Origin of the sequence: Escherichia sp. WS1152 (genome assembly GCF_046487665.1) — a bacterium.
Lineage (GTDB): Bacteria > Pseudomonadota > Gammaproteobacteria > Enterobacterales > Enterobacteriaceae > Escherichia > Escherichia coli.
Genome location: NZ_JBJQJA010000004.1, coordinates 73,895 through 88,702 on the forward strand (window position 1 = coordinate 73,895; position 14,808 = coordinate 88,702).

The 14,808-nt window shown below is 50.7% G+C and carries 12 protein-coding genes; 7 read left to right on the forward strand and 5 right to left on the reverse strand.

Annotated elements, in window-relative coordinates; translation table 11 throughout:
• Positions 1-18 precede the first annotated feature (18 nt).
• Both pntB and pntA read right to left on the reverse strand, forming a co-directional pair.
• Positions 19-1,407 (reverse strand): Re/Si-specific NAD(P)(+) transhydrogenase subunit beta, encoded by a 1,389-nt coding sequence (gene pntB / locus ACJHW7_RS08330; RefSeq protein ID WP_000014036.1) that lies wholly within the window; start codon positions 1,405-1,407, stop codon positions 19-21.
• A 10-nt stretch (positions 1,408-1,417) separates the two neighbouring features.
• Positions 1,418-2,950: a Re/Si-specific NAD(P)(+) transhydrogenase subunit alpha gene (gene pntA, locus ACJHW7_RS08335; RefSeq protein ID WP_001295398.1), complete on the reverse strand. Its 1,533-nt coding sequence runs from the start codon at positions 2,948-2,950 to the stop codon at positions 1,418-1,420.
• Positions 2,951-3,473: 523 nt separating this feature from the next.
• Between pntA and ydgH the strand changes: the two genes are divergently transcribed.
• The 3 genes from ydgH (at position 3,474) to folM (ending at position 6,745) form a co-directional block, all read left to right on the forward strand.
• Positions 3,474-4,418: a DUF1471 family protein YdgH gene (gene ydgH, locus ACJHW7_RS08340; protein ID WP_000769322.1), complete on the forward strand. Its 945-nt coding sequence runs from the start codon at positions 3,474-3,476 to the stop codon at positions 4,416-4,418.
• Between the two features lie 185 nt (positions 4,419-4,603).
• Positions 4,604-5,986: an amino acid permease gene (locus ACJHW7_RS08345; RefSeq protein ID WP_000412379.1), complete on the forward strand. Its 1,383-nt coding sequence runs from the start codon at positions 4,604-4,606 to the stop codon at positions 5,984-5,986.
• 36 nt (positions 5,987-6,022) lie between these two features.
• On the forward strand, positions 6,023-6,745 hold the full coding sequence (gene folM / locus ACJHW7_RS08350) for a dihydromonapterin reductase (RefSeq protein WP_000513673.1): 723 nt from the start codon (positions 6,023-6,025) through the stop codon (positions 6,743-6,745).
• On the opposite strand, the gene ACJHW7_RS08355 is transcribed toward folM, so the two are convergent.
• On the reverse strand, positions 6,742-7,077 hold the full coding sequence (locus tag ACJHW7_RS08355) for a GlpM family protein (RefSeq protein WP_000524868.1): 336 nt from the start codon (positions 7,075-7,077) through the stop codon (positions 6,742-6,744). The genes folM and ACJHW7_RS08355 overlap by 4 nt on opposite strands.
• A 128-nt stretch (positions 7,078-7,205) precedes the next feature.
• Between ACJHW7_RS08355 and rstA the strand changes: the two genes are divergently transcribed.
• The 3 genes from rstA (at position 7,206) to tus (ending at position 10,235) form a co-directional block, all read left to right on the forward strand.
• The gene (gene rstA, locus ACJHW7_RS08360; protein ID WP_001092519.1) at positions 7,206-7,925 is read left to right on the forward strand and encodes a two-component system response regulator RstA; all 720 of its coding nucleotides are present in this window, start codon (positions 7,206-7,208) and stop codon (positions 7,923-7,925) included.
• Between the two features lie 3 nt (positions 7,926-7,928).
• The gene (gene rstB / locus ACJHW7_RS08365; protein WP_040234723.1) at positions 7,929-9,230 is read left to right on the forward strand and encodes a two-component system sensor histidine kinase RstB; all 1,302 of its coding nucleotides are present in this window, start codon (positions 7,929-7,931) and stop codon (positions 9,228-9,230) included.
• Positions 9,231-9,305: 75 nt separating this feature from the next.
• A complete protein-coding gene (gene tus / locus ACJHW7_RS08370; protein ID WP_000135186.1) occupies positions 9,306-10,235 on the forward strand; it encodes a DNA replication terminus site-binding protein in 930 nt (309 codons plus the stop codon).
• Here tus and fumC read toward each other — a convergent pair.
• Together fumC and fumB are read right to left on the reverse strand one after the other, a co-directional pair.
• Positions 10,232-11,635: a class II fumarate hydratase gene (gene fumC / locus ACJHW7_RS08375; RefSeq protein ID WP_001099108.1), complete on the reverse strand. Its 1,404-nt coding sequence runs from the start codon at positions 11,633-11,635 to the stop codon at positions 10,232-10,234. The two genes, tus and fumC, sit on opposite strands and share 4 nt — an antisense overlap.
• 142 nt (positions 11,636-11,777) lie before the next feature.
• On the reverse strand, positions 11,778-13,424 hold the full coding sequence (gene fumB, locus ACJHW7_RS08380; RefSeq protein ID WP_000066628.1) for a class I fumarate hydratase: 1,647 nt from the start codon (positions 13,422-13,424) through the stop codon (positions 11,778-11,780).
• A 198-nt stretch (positions 13,425-13,622) separates the two neighbouring features.
• Here fumB and manA point away from each other — a divergent pair, with 198 nt between their 5' ends.
• The gene (gene manA / locus ACJHW7_RS08385; protein WP_021556837.1) at positions 13,623-14,798 is read left to right on the forward strand and encodes a mannose-6-phosphate isomerase; all 1,176 of its coding nucleotides are present in this window, start codon (positions 13,623-13,625) and stop codon (positions 14,796-14,798) included.
• The last annotated feature ends 10 nt before the right edge of the window (positions 14,799-14,808 follow it).

Below are 14,808 nucleotides of genomic sequence, written 5' to 3' on the forward strand. Positions count from 1 at the left end.
CCGCAGAGGCCGTCAGGGTTACAGAGCTTTCAGGATTGCATCCACGCTGGCTTTGGCGTCACCAAACAGCATGTGGGTGTTTTCCTTGAAGAACAGCGGGTTTTGCACACCAGCATAGCCAGTGTTCATCGAACGTTTAAAGACAATCACGTTCTGCGCTTTCCACACTTCCAGAACAGGCATACCAGCAATAGGACTCTTCGGATCATCCTGCGCCGCCGGGTTAACCGTATCGTTAGCACCAATCACCAGTACGGTATCGGTATCAGCAAAGTCATCGTTGATCTCGTCCATTTCCAGCACGATGTCATACGGTACTTTTGCTTCAGCCAGCAATACGTTCATATGTCCAGGCAAACGCCCCGCAACCGGGTGGATACCGAAACGCACGTTGATACCACGAGCGCGCAGTTTCTCGGTAATTTCAGCGACAGGATATTGCGCCTGCGCGACTGCCATGCCGTACCCCGGAGTAATGATCACTGAATGGGAGTTTTTCAGCAGTTCCGCTGTCTCTTCTGCGGTGATTTCGCGGTGCTCGCCCACTTCCTGATCATCGCCAGTAGAAGAGCCGTCGGTGCCGAAACCACCCGCAATAACGCTGATAAAGGAACGGTTCATCGCCTTACACATAATGTAAGAAAGGATAGCGCCCGAAGAACCGACCAGCGCACCGGTCACAATCAGCAGGTCGTTGCTGAGCATAAAGCCCGCAGCCGCAGCCGCCCAGCCGGAGTACGAGTTCAGCATCGACACCACCACTGGCATATCTGCACCACCGATGGAGGCGACTAAATGCCAGCCGAATACCAGCGCAATGGCGGTCATTATCAGCAATGCCAGCACTTGCAGGCCGACGCTATCCGTGCGAACAAATACAATCAGCAGCAGGAAGGAAACGACCAGAGCCGCCAGGTTCATTTTGTGACGGTTTGGCAGCATCAACGGTTTAGACGAAATCTTGCCACACAGTTTGCCGAACGCCACCACCGAACCCGTGAACGTTACCGCCCCGATGAAGATACCGAGGAACACTTCCGTCAGGTGAATATTGACCAGAATCGGTGCCATTCCCGCGTCATGATGCAGATAACTGTTAAAGCCAACCAGCACTGCCGCCAGACCCACGAAGCTATGCAGGATCGCCACCAGTTCTGGCATTTCGGTCATTTCAACTTTCTTCGCCAGACGGATACCAATTGCCCCACCAATGACCATCGCCAGCAAGATCCAGCCAACATTACCCGTATCCGGTCCAAAAATGGTTGCGATTAACGCAATCGCCATCCCGGCGATACCGAAGTTGTTACCCTGGCGAGACGTTTCATGTTTCGAAAGACCGGCCAGACTGAAGATAAACAGGATCGCGGCAACAATGTATGCAGCTGTAACTAATCCTCCAGACATATGTTACCCCTTAATTTTTGCGGAACATTTTCAGCATGCGCTGAGTCACGGTGAAGCCACCGAAAATATTAATGCTGGCTATAAGCACCGCGATAAAACTAAGGAAGCTAACCCAGCCGCCCTGGCCAATCTGCAACAGTGCTCCGACAACAATAATCCCTGAAATCGCGTTGGTGACCGACATCAACGGTGTATGCAGCGCATGCGATACATTCCACACCACGTAATAACCGACAACGCAGGCCAGCGCGAAAACGGTGAAGTGCCCAAGAAACTCTTTCGGCGCAACGCTTGCCAGCCAACCGAAAAGGATGATTGCCAGCGCCATCAATGCGTATTTACGCCACGGTGAGCAGGCACATTTTTCCTCAGTTTTCACTTCCGGTGCCGCTTTTTGTGCCGCCTGCGGCTGAGCTGATACCTGAATCGGCGGTGCCGGCCAGGTAATTTCGCCCGCACGGATCACGGTCACGCCGCGAATCACCACATCATCAAAATCAACAGTGATATTGCCGTCTTTCTCTTTGCACAACAGTTTCAGCAGATTAACGAGGTTAGTACCGTAAAGCTGTGAGGATTGCGTAGGCAGACGGCCCGGAAGATCGGTATAACCAATCACTTTGACACCATTTTCCGTAGTGAAGATTTCACCCGGCACGGTGTATTCACAGTTGCCACCGTTTTGGGCTGCCAGGTCGACAATCACACTGCCCGCCTTCATGGAGTCAACCATTTCACGGGTAATTAGCTTCGGCGCTGGTTTGCCTGGAATAAGCGCGGTGGTGACAATGATATCGACCTCTTTTGCCTGGGCGGCAAAGAGTTCCATTTCCGCTTTGATGAACGCGTCCGACATCACTTTGGCATAGCCATCGCCGCTGCCCGCTTCCTCTTTAAAATCCAGCTCGAGGAATTCCGCGCCCATACTTTGAACTTGTTCTTTCACTTCCGGGCGGGTGTCGAATGCACGCACAATCGCGCCGAGACTGTTTGCTGCGCCAATGGCGGCCAGACCTGCAACACCCGCACCAATCACCATCACTTTTGCCGGTGGCACTTTCCCGGCCGCAGTAATTTGCCCGGTAAAGAAGCGCCCAAATTCATGTGCCGCTTCAACAATGGCGCGATAACCGGCGATGTTCGCCATCGAGCTTAGTGCGTCCAGCGATTGTGCGCGTGAGATACGCGGCACAGAGTCCATCGCCATCACGGTCACGTTACGTTCCGCAAGTTTTTGCATTAATTCCGGATTCTGCGCAGGCCAGATAAAACTCACCAGCGTTGTCCCAGGATTCAGTAACGCAATTTCATCATCTAACGGCGCATTGACCTTCAGAATGATCTCTGACTGCCAGACGCTATTCCCTTCTACAATTTCAGCGCCCGCTTGCACAAACGCTTTATCGTCAAAACTTGCCAGTTGACCCGCGCCGCTCTCTACCGCGACGGTAAAACCCAGTTTCAGCAGCTGTTCCACTGTTTTTGGCGTTGCTGCAACACGGGTTTCATTGGTTAACCGTTCTCTTGGTATGCCAATTCGCATGATATTCCCTTCCATCGGTTTTATTGATGATGGTTTGCCTGTGTCAGGAGCCACACAAGCCGCTCATGTACGAGCTAAATGTTACTCCGTTAAAATAAATTAGTAACAAACGCCCTATAACGTACTGAAAATTATGCCTGTGATCTAGCGCCAAAAATCAGTATTTCGGCGTGAACTCGCAAAATATTAACGATTCAGCCGTGATAGTGGGATAAACACCTTAGAACGCCGGATAAAGACTGATAATTGTCTTCGACGGTCGGGTAAAACGAGACATCGCCCCGGCACGAATCACTACTTAACATTAAATTAACTTATACAATTCAGTTGCTTCAGTAGTAATGATGCTGATACGGCTGTTTTTTAAGCATAGACGGTCATTTGAGCAGGATTAAAATTGGCTTAAGGAATGTGATATGAAAAATGACGCAGACAGTTACACCGTTTAAATGCAATAATCAGCCACGTTTCTCGTTAATAACAATACCAGTACCTGGTTTGCGCAAGGCGAAGGATTATTTTTATGAAGCTTAAGAACACCCTCCTGGCGTCGGCACTGCTTTCTGCTACGGCATTCTCCGTTAACGCAGCAACAGAACTGACACCGGAGCAAGCGGCAGCGGTTAAACCTTTTGACCGTGTAGTGGTTACCGGTCGTTTTAATGCTATTGGCGAAGCGGTGAAAGCCGTTTCTCGTCGCGCAGATAAAGAAGGTGCCGCCTCTTTTTATGTTGTCGACACTTCTGATTTTGGTAACAGCGGTAACTGGCGTGTGGTCGCTGACCTCTATAAAGCCGATGCTGAAAAAGCAGAAGAAACAAGTAATCGCGTAATTAACGGTGTTGTCGAACTGCCGAAAGATCAGGCTGTTCTGATTGAACCGTTTGACACGGTCACCGTCCAGGGCTTCTATCGTAGCCAGCCAGAAGTCAATGATGCCATCACCAAAGCAGCAAAAGCGAAAGGTGCCTACTCTTTCTACATTGTTCGTCAAATCGATGCCAACCAGGGCGGCAACCAGCGTATTACTGCATTCATCTATAAAAAAGATGCTAAGAAACGTATCGTCCAGAGCCCGGATGTGATCCCGGCAGATTCCGAAGCAGGACGTGCAGCTCTGGCTGCCGGTGGCGAAGCCGCGAAGAAAGTTGAGATCCCAGGTGTTGCGACTACCGCATCACCAAGTTCTGAAGTCGGTCGTTTCTTTGAAACCCAGTCATCAAAAGGCGGACGTTACACTGTCACGCTTCCTGACGGCACTAAAGTCGAAGAACTGAACAAAGCGACAGCAGCGATGATGGTCCCGTTCGACAGCATCAAATTCTCTGGCAACTACGGCAACATGACCGAAGTCTCCTATCAGGTTGCGAAACGTGCCGCGAAGAAAGGTGCTAAGTATTACCACATCACCCGCCAGTGGCAGGAACGTGGTAATAACCTGACCGTCAGCGCAGATCTGTATAAATAACTATTCAGTTACTCCTATAAGGCGGCTTGATGCCGCCTTTCGCATTTTTAGTCACAAATTTCCCCGCGACCATTGCATGCAGACACATCTCTTCGTAAAATCCCGCGCTTCAGTGGCAAACTCCATTTTTATGCGTTTTGCCCTAATATTTATTCTTCTTATCACGTTTTAATCACTGGATATCGATGGAAAAGAAACTGGGACTGAGCGCACTCACCGCGCTGGTATTAAGCTCAATGCTGGGCGCGGGTGTTTTCAGTCTGCCGCAAAATATGGCGGCAGTTGCCAGCCCGGCAGCACTGCTCATCGGCTGGGGTATTACTGGCGCTGGCATTTTATTGCTGGCCTTTGCCATGCTGATCCTCACGCGCATTCGTCCCGAACTTGACGGCGGTATCTTTACCTATGCCCGCGAAGGGTTTGGCGAGCTAATCGGCTTTTGTTCCGCATGGGGATACTGGCTGTGCGCAGTCATCGCCAACGTCTCCTATCTGGTGATCGTTTTTTCCGCGTTAAGCTTTTTTACGGACACGCCGGAATTGCGCCTGTTCGGCGATGGTAATACCTGGCAATCGATAGTCGGTGCATCGGCTTTATTGTGGATTGTTCACTTTTTGATCCTGCGCGGGGTGCAAACCGCTGCCAGCATTAACCTGGTGGCGACACTGGCAAAATTGTTGCCGCTGGGTCTGTTTGTTGTGCTGGCGATGATGATGTTCAAACTGGATACCTTCAAGCTCGACTTCACCGGACTTGCACTTGGCGTACCCGTGTGGGAACAGGTGAAAAACACCATGCTGATCACCCTGTGGGTTTTCATTGGTGTGGAAGGTGCCGTGGTTGTTTCTGCGCGTGCGCGTAATAAACGTGATGTTGGCAAAGCGACACTGCTGGCGGTTCTCTCCGCTCTGGGCGTTTACTTGCTGGTAACGCTGCTTTCGCTGGGCGTGGTGGCACGTCCTGAACTGGCTGAAATTCGTAACCCGTCAATGGCCGGTCTGATGGTGGAAATGATGGGACCATGGGGCGAAATCATCATCGCTGCCGGTTTGATCGTTTCCGTTTGCGGCGCGTACTTAAGCTGGACCATCATGGCGGCAGAAGTTCCGTTCCTGGCTGCCACTCATAAAGCATTCCCACGCATTTTTGCGCGCCAGAACGCACAAGCTGCGCCATCCGCCTCGCTGTGGTTGACCAACATCTGCGTGCAAATTTGTCTGGTACTCATCTGGCTGACCGGTTCCGATTACAACACGTTGCTGACCATCGCCTCAGAAATGATTCTGGTGCCCTATTTCCTGGTCGGCGCGTTCTTGCTGAAAATCGCAACCCGTCCACTGCATAAAGCGGTAGGTGTCGGTGCCTGCATTTATGGCTTATGGTTATTGTATGCCTCTGGTCCAATGCACTTGCTGTTATCCGTTGTTCTGTATGCGCCGGGGCTGCTGGTTTTCCTGTATGCGCGCAAAACGCATACACATGATAATGTACTGAACCGTCAGGAAATGGTGCTGATTGGCATGCTGTTAATTGCCTCAGTTCCGGCGACCTGGATGCTGGTGGGATAACGTTCATCCCATCGTTGGATAGCAAAGGAGATAACGATGGGTAAAGCCCAGCCCTTGCCAATATTAATTACTGGCGGAGGTCGTCGCATCGGCCTCGCCCTCGCCTGGCATTTCATTAATCAAAAGCAACCGGTGATTGTCAGCTATCGGACGCACTATCCAGCCATTGATGGACTGATTAAGGCAGGTGCGCAGTGTATTCAGGCTGATTTTTCGACCAACGACGGTGTGATGGCGTTTGCCGATGAAGTACTAAAAAGCACCCATGGTCTGCGTGCTATTTTGCATAACGCCAGTGCGTGGATGGCGGAAAAACCAGGTACACCACTGGCCGACGTACTGGCTTGCATGATGCAGATCCACGTTAATACCCCATACCTGCTCAACCATGCGCTGGAAAGATTACTGCGTGGGCACGGACACGCCGCCAGCGATATCATTCACTTTACCGATTATGTGGTGGAGCGCGGTAGCGACAAACATGTTGCGTATGCTGCAAGCAAAGCGGCACTGGATAATATGACCCGCTCGTTTGCCCGCAAGCTGGCACCGGAAGTGAAAGTGAATTCTATTGCGCCATCGCTGATCCTGTTTAATGAACATGATGATGCCGAATATCGACAACAGGCGCTGAATAAATCACTGATGAAAACCGCGCCTGGCGAGAAAGAAGTGATCGACCTGGTCGATTACTTACTTACCAGCTGCTTTGTCACCGGACGCAGTTTCCCACTTGATGGCGGTCGTCATCTGCGTTAATGCAGCTTTATCCAGCATATAATCAACACCCATGCGCTTATCCCCCAACACGCAACAGAACCAACAAAAGCGGCGGGCAAGCGCATCATTCCGGTGAAATACCACAGCGACACCAGGTAAACAAAATAGGGAATAATCGACCACATACTAAAAATGATGGTTGCGCGTAAGGCTTCAATGCCGCGTTCGCTGGCAACAATATAATGCGCGATAAGCGCAAAGGTCGGGAAAAGTGGAATCAGCCCGGCGATATAATAATTTTTCGTTTTTGCTAAAACACCAATCAACAGCACTACCAGCGCACCGAGCGCGGCTTTGATTACCAGCCCCATCTTTTTACCTTAACACTTCCATAACAAGTCATCAGTAGAATACCTGATGAAAACTTGTTTAGAAACGATTGATAGTAAGTAAAAACAGCGCGGTGTATTGTGACGTTTTTATATCTACCGTGAATGTTATGAACACTATCGTATTTGTGGAAGATGATGCGGAAGTCGGTTCACTGATTGCCGCGTACCTGGCAAAACATGATATGCAGGTTACCGTAGAACCGCGCGGCGACCAGGCCGAAGAAACCATTTTGCGAGAAAGTCCGGATTTGGTGTTACTCGACATCATGCTACCAGGCAAGGACGGCATGACCATTTGTCGTGATTTACGCGCAAAGTGGTCTGGACCGATTGTTCTTCTAACCTCTCTCGATAGCGATATGAACCACATCCTGGCACTGGAAATGGGTGCCTGCGACTATATTCTCAAAACGACGCCCCCTGCTGTTTTGCTAGCGCGTTTACGTTTGCATTTGCGTCAGAATGAGCAAGCCACACTGACCAAAGGTCTTCAGGAAACGTCTCTGACTCCCTACAAAGCCCTGCATTTCGGCACGTTGACCATCGATCCCATCAACCGCGTAGTCACCCTGGCTAACACTGAAATCTCGCTCTCGACAGCTGATTTCGAATTATTGTGGGAATTAGCTACCCATGCCGGGCAAATCATGGACCGCGATGCATTGCTGAAAAATTTACGCGGCGTCAGTTATGACGGACTGGATCGTAGCGTGGACGTGGCTATTTCGCGGTTAAGAAAAAAACTGCTCGATAACGCCGCAGAACCTTATCGCATTAAAACTGTGCGTAACAAAGGCTATCTTTTTGCGCCTCATGCATGGGAATAAGCGATGAAAAAACTGTTTATCCAGTTTTACCTGTTATTGTTTGTCTGCTTCCTTGTGATGTCTCTGCTGGTTGGGCTGGTGTACAAATTTACCGCCGAACGCGCGGGCAAACAGTCGCTGGATGATTTGATGAACAGTTCACTGTATCTGATGCGCAGCGAATTGCGTGAGATCCCCCCAAACGACTGGGGTAAGACGCTGAAAGAGATGGATTTAAATCTCTCTTTCGATCTGCGTGTCGAGCCACTGAGTAAATACCATCTTGATGATATTTCCATGCACCGACTGCGTGGCGGCGAAATTGTCGCCCTGGACGATCAGTACACGTTTTTGCAGCGTATCCCGCGCAGCCACTACGTGCTGGCAGTTGGTCCTGTTCCTTATCTTTATTATCTCCATCAGATGCGATTGCTGGATATCGCCCTGATCACTTTTATTGCTATTTCCCTCGCCTTTCCGGTGTTTATCTGGATGCGTCCGCACTGGCAGGATATGTTAAAACTGGAAGCAGCGGCGCAACGATTTGGCGATGGGCATCTCAATGAACGTATCCACTTTGATGAGGGTTCGAGCTTTGAACGACTTGGTATCGCATTTAACCAGATGGCGGACAATATCAACGCCTTGATTGCTAGCAAAAAACAGCTTATTGACGGTATCGCTCACGAACTGCGAACACCGTTAGTGCGCCTGCGTTATCGACTGGAGATGAGCGATAACCTGAGCGCCGCCGAATCCCAGGCGTTGAATCGTGATATCAGTCAACTTGAAGCTTTAATTGAAGAGCTGCTGACTTATGCCCGACTCGATCGCCCACAAAACGAGCTTCATCTTAGCGAACCAGACCTGCCGTTGTGGCTGTCAACGCATCTGGCAGACATTCAGGCAGTAACGCCCGATAAAACGGTACGGATTAAAACGCTCGCGCAAGGCCATTATGCGGCGTTGGATATGCGCTTAATGGAGCGCGTGCTGGATAATTTGCTCAATAACGCCCTGCGGTACTGCCATTCAACGGTTGAAACCAGCCTGCTACTGTCGGGGAATAGAGCGACATTAATTGTTGAGGATGATGGCCCAGGGATTGCCCCAGAAAACCGCGAACATATCTTTGAACCTTTTGTTCGCCTCGATCCCAGCCGGGATCGCTCAACCGGCGGCTGCGGGCTGGGGCTGGCAATTGTCCACTCTATAGCACTGGCAATGGGCGGTACGGTTAATTGTGACACCAGCGAACTGGGTGGTGCTCGCTTCTCGTTTAGCTGGCCGTTATGGCATAACATCCCGCAATTTACCTCTGCCTGACACTACGCGCACGATGGTCAAGTCACCACGACTGTGCTATAAAATAAGTATGTTGTAACTAAAGTGGTTAATATTATGGCGCGTTACGATCTCGTAGACCGACTCAACACTACCTTTCGCCAGATGGAACAAGAGCTGGCTACATTTGCCGCTCATCTTGAGCAACACAAGCTATTGGTTGCCCGCGTGTTCTCTTTGCCGGAGGTAAAAAAAGAGGATGAGCATAATCCGCTTAATCGTATTGAGGTAAAACAACATCTCGGCAACGACGCGCAGTCGCTGGCGTTGCGTCATTTCCGCCATTTATTTATTCAACAACAGTCCGAAAATCGCAGCAGCAAGGCCGCTGTCCGTCTGCCTGGCGTGTTGTGTTACCAGGTCGATAACCTTTCGCAAGCAGCGTTGGTCAGTCATATTCAGCACATCAATAAACTCAAGACCACGTTCGAGCATATCGTCACGGTTGAATCAGAACTCCCCACCGCGGCACGTTTTGAATGGGTGCATCGTCATTTGCCGGGGCTGATCACCCTTAATGCTTACCGCACGCTCACCGTTCTGCACGACCCCGCCACTTTACGCTTTGGTTGGGCTAATAAACATATCATTAAGAATTTGCATCGTGATGAAGTCCTGGCACAGCTGGAAAAAAGCCTGAAATCACCACGCAGTGTCGCACCGTGGACGCGCGAGGAGTGGCAAAGAAAACTGGAGCGAGAGTATCAGGATATCGCTGCCCTGCCACAGAACGCGAAGTTAAAAATCAAACGTCCGGTGAAGGTGCAGCCGATTGCCCGCGTCTGGTACAAAGGAGATCAAAAACAAGTCCAACACGCCTGCCCTACACCACTGATTGCACTGATTAATCGGGATAATGGCGCGGGCGTGCCGGACGTTGGTGAGTTGTTAAATTACGATGCCGACAATGTGCAGCACCGTTATAAACCACAGGCGCAGCCGCTTCGTTTGATCATTCCACGGCTGCACCTGTATGTTGCAGATTAACGCCCGGCTTTCATACTGCCGACCATCTGTTCTGGCCGTACCCAGCTGTCAAACTCGGCTTCGCTAAGATACCCCAGCGCAAGGGCCGCAGCTTTTAAGGTCAGCCCTTCTTTATGCGCTTTTTTGGCGATCTCCGCGGCTTTGTCATAACCAATGTGGGTGTTAAGCGCAGTCACCAGCATCAGCGATTCATTGAGTAATTGATTGATTCGCTCACGATTCGGTTCAATACCCACTGCGCAGTGTTTGTTAAAACTTTCCATGCCATCTGCCAGCAAGCGCACCGATTGCAGGAAATTGTGGATCACCATTGGACGGAAGACGTTCAGTTCAAAGTTACCGGAAGCGCCCCCCATGTTGATCGCCACGTCGTTCCCCATCACCTGACAGCAGAGCATGGTTAATGCCTCACACTGTGTTGGATTCACTTTCCCCGGCATGATTGAGCTGCCCGGCTCATTTTCCGGGATTGAGATTTCACCAATTCCGCAGCGCGGGCCAGAGGCCAGCCAGCGGACATCATTGGCGATTTTCATCAGTGACACAGCCAACCCTTTCAACGCGCCGTGCGCCTGAACCAGGGCATCACAGGTCGCCAGCGCTTCAAATTTGTTCGGCGCGGTAACAAACGGTGCACAGGTAATGACTGCCAGTTCATCTGCTACGCGACGCGCATACTCCGGATGGGTATTTAGTCCAGTACCCACCGCTGTACCGCCAAGAGCCAGTTCCGCTACGTGAGGCAGGCTGTATTCGATATGTTTGAGATTATGCTCGAGCATCGCTACCCAGCCGGAAATCTCCTGCCCTAGTGTTAGCGGCGTGGCGTCCTGCAAGTGGGTTCGACCGATTTTGACGATATCGGCAAATGCACGCGATTTTTCACTCAGTGTCTGTGTCAGGGTTTTAAGCTGCGGAATGAGTTGCTTGCGCAGCGCCAGCAGCGCCGCAACGTGCATCGCCGTCGGAAAGACATCGTTGGAACTTTGGCTTTTGTTCACGTCGTCGTTAGGGTGAACTTTACGTTCCATCCCGCGCACGCCGCCGAGTAATTCACTGGCCCGGTTAGCCAGCACTTCGTTCATGTTCATGTTACTTTGCGTGCCGGAGCCGGTCTGCCAGATAGCCAGCGGGAATTCGTCGTCATGCTGTCCTGCCAGTACTTCATCCGCCGCCTGCCGAATGGCGCTCGCTTTCTCTTCAGACAACAAGCCTAAATCTTCATTAACTTTTGCCGCTGCGCGCTTGGTTAGCGCCAGCGCATGAATCAGTGAGGTGGGCATTTTCTCCGTCGAAATGCGGAAATGCTCCAGCGAGCGTTGAGTTTGTGCGCCCCACAGCTTATCTGCCGGGACATCAATCGCCCCCATCGAATCTTTTTCGCTGCGTACTGTATTCATGGCCTGCTCCTCACCTGATTAATTTTTTCTTTCTGTTTTGCTTTCGTTAAGTAACTTTTAGCTCACTCATTATTTACTATTTGATAACAAATGTTTGGTCTTTCGTGCCATGTAAAAAAACCGCCCCGAAGGGCGGCTCTGTTTATTTCACACAGCGGGTGCATTGTGTGAGTTGTATCTGCTGGAAGAAGTCATTTCCTTTATCATCCACAAGGATAAACGCCGGGAAATCTTCCACTTCAATTTTCCAGATGGCTTCCATTCCCAGTTCCGGATATTCAACACATTCCAGGCTCTTAATACTTCCCTGCGCCAATACAGCGGCCGGACCACCGATACTGCCAAGGTAGAAGCCGCCGTGTTTTTTACAGGCATCCGTCACCTGCTGGCTGCGGTTGCCTTTCGCCAGCATGATCATACTTCCGCCCTGCGCTTGCAGTTGATCGACATAAGAATCCATCCGTCCGGCGGTCGTTGGGCCAAGAGAACCGGAGGCATAACCTTCCGGCGTTTTGGCCGGACCCGCGTAGTAAATCGGATGATCTTTGATGTACTGCGGCAGCCCTTCACCGTTATCCATCCGCTCTTTCAGTTTGGCGTGAGCAATATCACGACCGACGATAATCGTGCCGTTAAGCGATAAGCGTGTAGAAACGGGATACTGCGACAACTGTGCGAGGATCTCTTTCATCGGACGGTTAAGGTCAACGCGCACCGCTTCGCCTTCTCCCGCTTTGCGCAGCTCTTCCGGGATATATTTGCCTGGATTATGTTCCAGTTTTTCGATCCAGATCCCCTGACGGTTGATCTTCGCTTTGATATTACGGTCAGCAGAACAGGAGACGCCCATACCGACCGGGCAGGATGCGCCGTGACGTGGCAGGCGAATCACGCGGATGTCGTGAGCGAAGTATTTACCGCCAAACTGCGCACCCAGACCAAGATTTTGCGCTTCGATCAGCAATTCTTTTTCCAATTCCACATCGCGGAACGCCTGACCGTGCTCATTCCCTTCCGTTGGCAGTTCATCATAGTATTTCGCGGAAGCCAGTTTCACCGTTTTAAGGTTCGTTTCTGCAGAAGTTCCACCAATAACGAACGCAATATGATACGGAGGACAGGCCGCCGTACCCAGCGTGCGCATCTTCTCAACCAGGTAATTTTTCAGTTTCCCCGGCGTTAGTAACGCTTTGGTTTCCTGATAGAGATACGTCTTGTTTGCCGAACCGCCACCTTTGGCGATACAGAGGAATTTGTACTCGTCGCCATCAACGGCATAAAGATCGATCTGCGCTGGCAGATTGGTGCCGGTATTCACTTCTTTATACATATCCAGCGGCGCGTTTTGCGAGTAGCGCAAATTATCTTCGATATAAGTGTTATAGACACCGCGCGCCAGCGCCGCTTCATCACAGCCACCGGTCCATACACGCTGCCCTTTTTTACCAACAATAATCGCAGTGCCGGTATCCTGACAGGTTGGCAGAACACCTTTCGCCGCGATGTCGGAGTTGCGCAGGAATTGCAGCGCCACATATTTATCATTTTCGCTGGCTTCCGGGTCACGCAGAATGTCGGCCACCTGTTGTTGGTGAGCCGGACGCAGCATAAATGACGCATCATGAAATGCCTGACGCGCCAACAGAGTTAACGCTTCGGGTGCGACTTTCAAAATCTCCTGCCCTTCAAATTCAGATACGCTAACGTGTTCGCTGGTTAGCAGGTAATACTCAGTATCATCTTTTTTGAGTGGAAAAGGAGCCTGATAATGAAAGGGTTTGTTTGACATTGTTCTCTCACTTACTGCCTGGTTTGGTTATGCTCTGGGCGGGTGTTCCGTTGCCCTGTTAAAAGCGAGTAACAATATCCTACACACTTTTTTAACAAAAACTGAGACTAGTACGACTTTTTGCGGCTCCAGGTTACTTCCCGTAGGATTCTTGCTTTAATAGCGGGATTAATTTCCACATTAAAACAGGGATTGATCATGCAAAAACTCATTAACTCAGTGCAAAACTATGCCTGGGGCAGCAAAACGGCGTTGACTGAACTTTATGGTATGGAAAATCCGTCCAGCCAGCCGATGGCCGAGCTGTGGATGGGCGCACATCCGAAAAGCAGTTCACGGGTGCAGAATGCCGCCGGAGATATCGTTTCACTGCGTGATGTGATTGAGAGTAATAAATCGACTCTGCTCGGAGAGGCCGTTGCCAAACGCTTTGGCGAACTGCCTTTCCTGTTCAAAGTATTATGCGCAGCACAGCCGCTCTCCATTCAGGTTCATCCAAACAAACGCAATTCTGAAATCGGTTTTGCCAAAGAAAATGCCGCAGGTATCCCGATGGATGCCGCCGAGCGTAACTATAAAGATCCTAACCACAAGCCGGAGCTGGTTTTTGCGCTGACGCCTTTCCTTGCGATGAACGCGTTTCGTGAGTTTTCCGAGATTGTCTCCCTACTCCAGCCAGTCGCAGGTGCACATCCGGCAATTGCTCACTTTTTACAACAGCCTAATGCCGAACGTTTAAGCGAACTGTTCGCCAGCCTGTTGAATATGCAGGGTGAAGAAAAATCCCGCGCGCTGGCGATTTTAAAATCGGCGCTCGACAGTCAGCAGGGTGAACCGTGGCAAACGATTCTTTTAATTTCTGAATTTTACCCGGATGACAGCGGCCTGTTCTCTCCGCTGTTGCTGAATGTGGTGAAATTGAATCCTGGCGAAGCGATGTTCCTGTTCGCTGAAACACCGCACGCTTACCTGCAAGGCGTGGCGCTGGAAGTGATGGCAAACTCCGATAACGTGCTGCGTGCGGGTCTGACGCCTAAATACATTGATATTCCGGAACTGGTTGCCAATGTGAAGTTCGAAGCCAAACCGGCTAACCAGTTGTTGACCCAGCCGGTGAAACAAGGTGCAGAACTGGACTTCCCGATTCCTGTTGATGATTTTGCCTTCTCGCTGCATGACCTTAGTGATAAAGAAACCACCATTAGCCAGCAGAGTGCCGCCATTTTGTTCTGCGTCGAAGGCGATGCAACGTTGTGGAAAGGTTCTCAGCAGTTACAGCTTAAACCGGGTGAATCAGCGTTTATTGCCGCCAACGAATCACCGGTGACTGTCAAAGGCCACGGCCGTTTAGCGCGTGTTTACAACAAGCTGTAAGAGCTTACTG

Bases quoted from the DNA above. Each gene is read 5' to 3' on its own strand.
- pntB (WP_000014036.1), bottom strand. From the start codon at position 1,407: ATGTCTGGAGGATTAGTTACAGCTGCATACATTGTTGCCGCGATCCTG.
- pntA (WP_001295398.1), bottom strand. From the start codon at position 2,950: ATGCGAATTGGCATACCAAGAGAACGGTTAACCAATGAAACCCGTGTT.
- ydgH (WP_000769322.1), top strand. From the start codon at position 3,474: ATGAAGCTTAAGAACACCCTCCTGGCGTCGGCACTGCTTTCTGCTACG.
- ACJHW7_RS08345 (WP_000412379.1), top strand. From the start codon at position 4,604: ATGGAAAAGAAACTGGGACTGAGCGCACTCACCGCGCTGGTATTAAGC.
- folM (WP_000513673.1), top strand. From the start codon at position 6,023: ATGGGTAAAGCCCAGCCCTTGCCAATATTAATTACTGGCGGAGGTCGT.
- ACJHW7_RS08355 (WP_000524868.1), bottom strand. From the start codon at position 7,077: ATGGGGCTGGTAATCAAAGCCGCGCTCGGTGCGCTGGTAGTGCTGTTG.
- rstA (WP_001092519.1), top strand. From the start codon at position 7,206: ATGAACACTATCGTATTTGTGGAAGATGATGCGGAAGTCGGTTCACTG.
- rstB (WP_040234723.1), top strand. From the start codon at position 7,929: ATGAAAAAACTGTTTATCCAGTTTTACCTGTTATTGTTTGTCTGCTTC.
- tus (WP_000135186.1), top strand. From the start codon at position 9,306: ATGGCGCGTTACGATCTCGTAGACCGACTCAACACTACCTTTCGCCAG.
- fumC (WP_001099108.1), bottom strand. From the start codon at position 11,635: ATGAATACAGTACGCAGCGAAAAAGATTCGATGGGGGCGATTGATGTC.
- fumB (WP_000066628.1), bottom strand. From the start codon at position 13,424: ATGTCAAACAAACCCTTTCATTATCAGGCTCCTTTTCCACTCAAAAAA.
- manA (WP_021556837.1), top strand. From the start codon at position 13,623: ATGCAAAAACTCATTAACTCAGTGCAAAACTATGCCTGGGGCAGCAAA.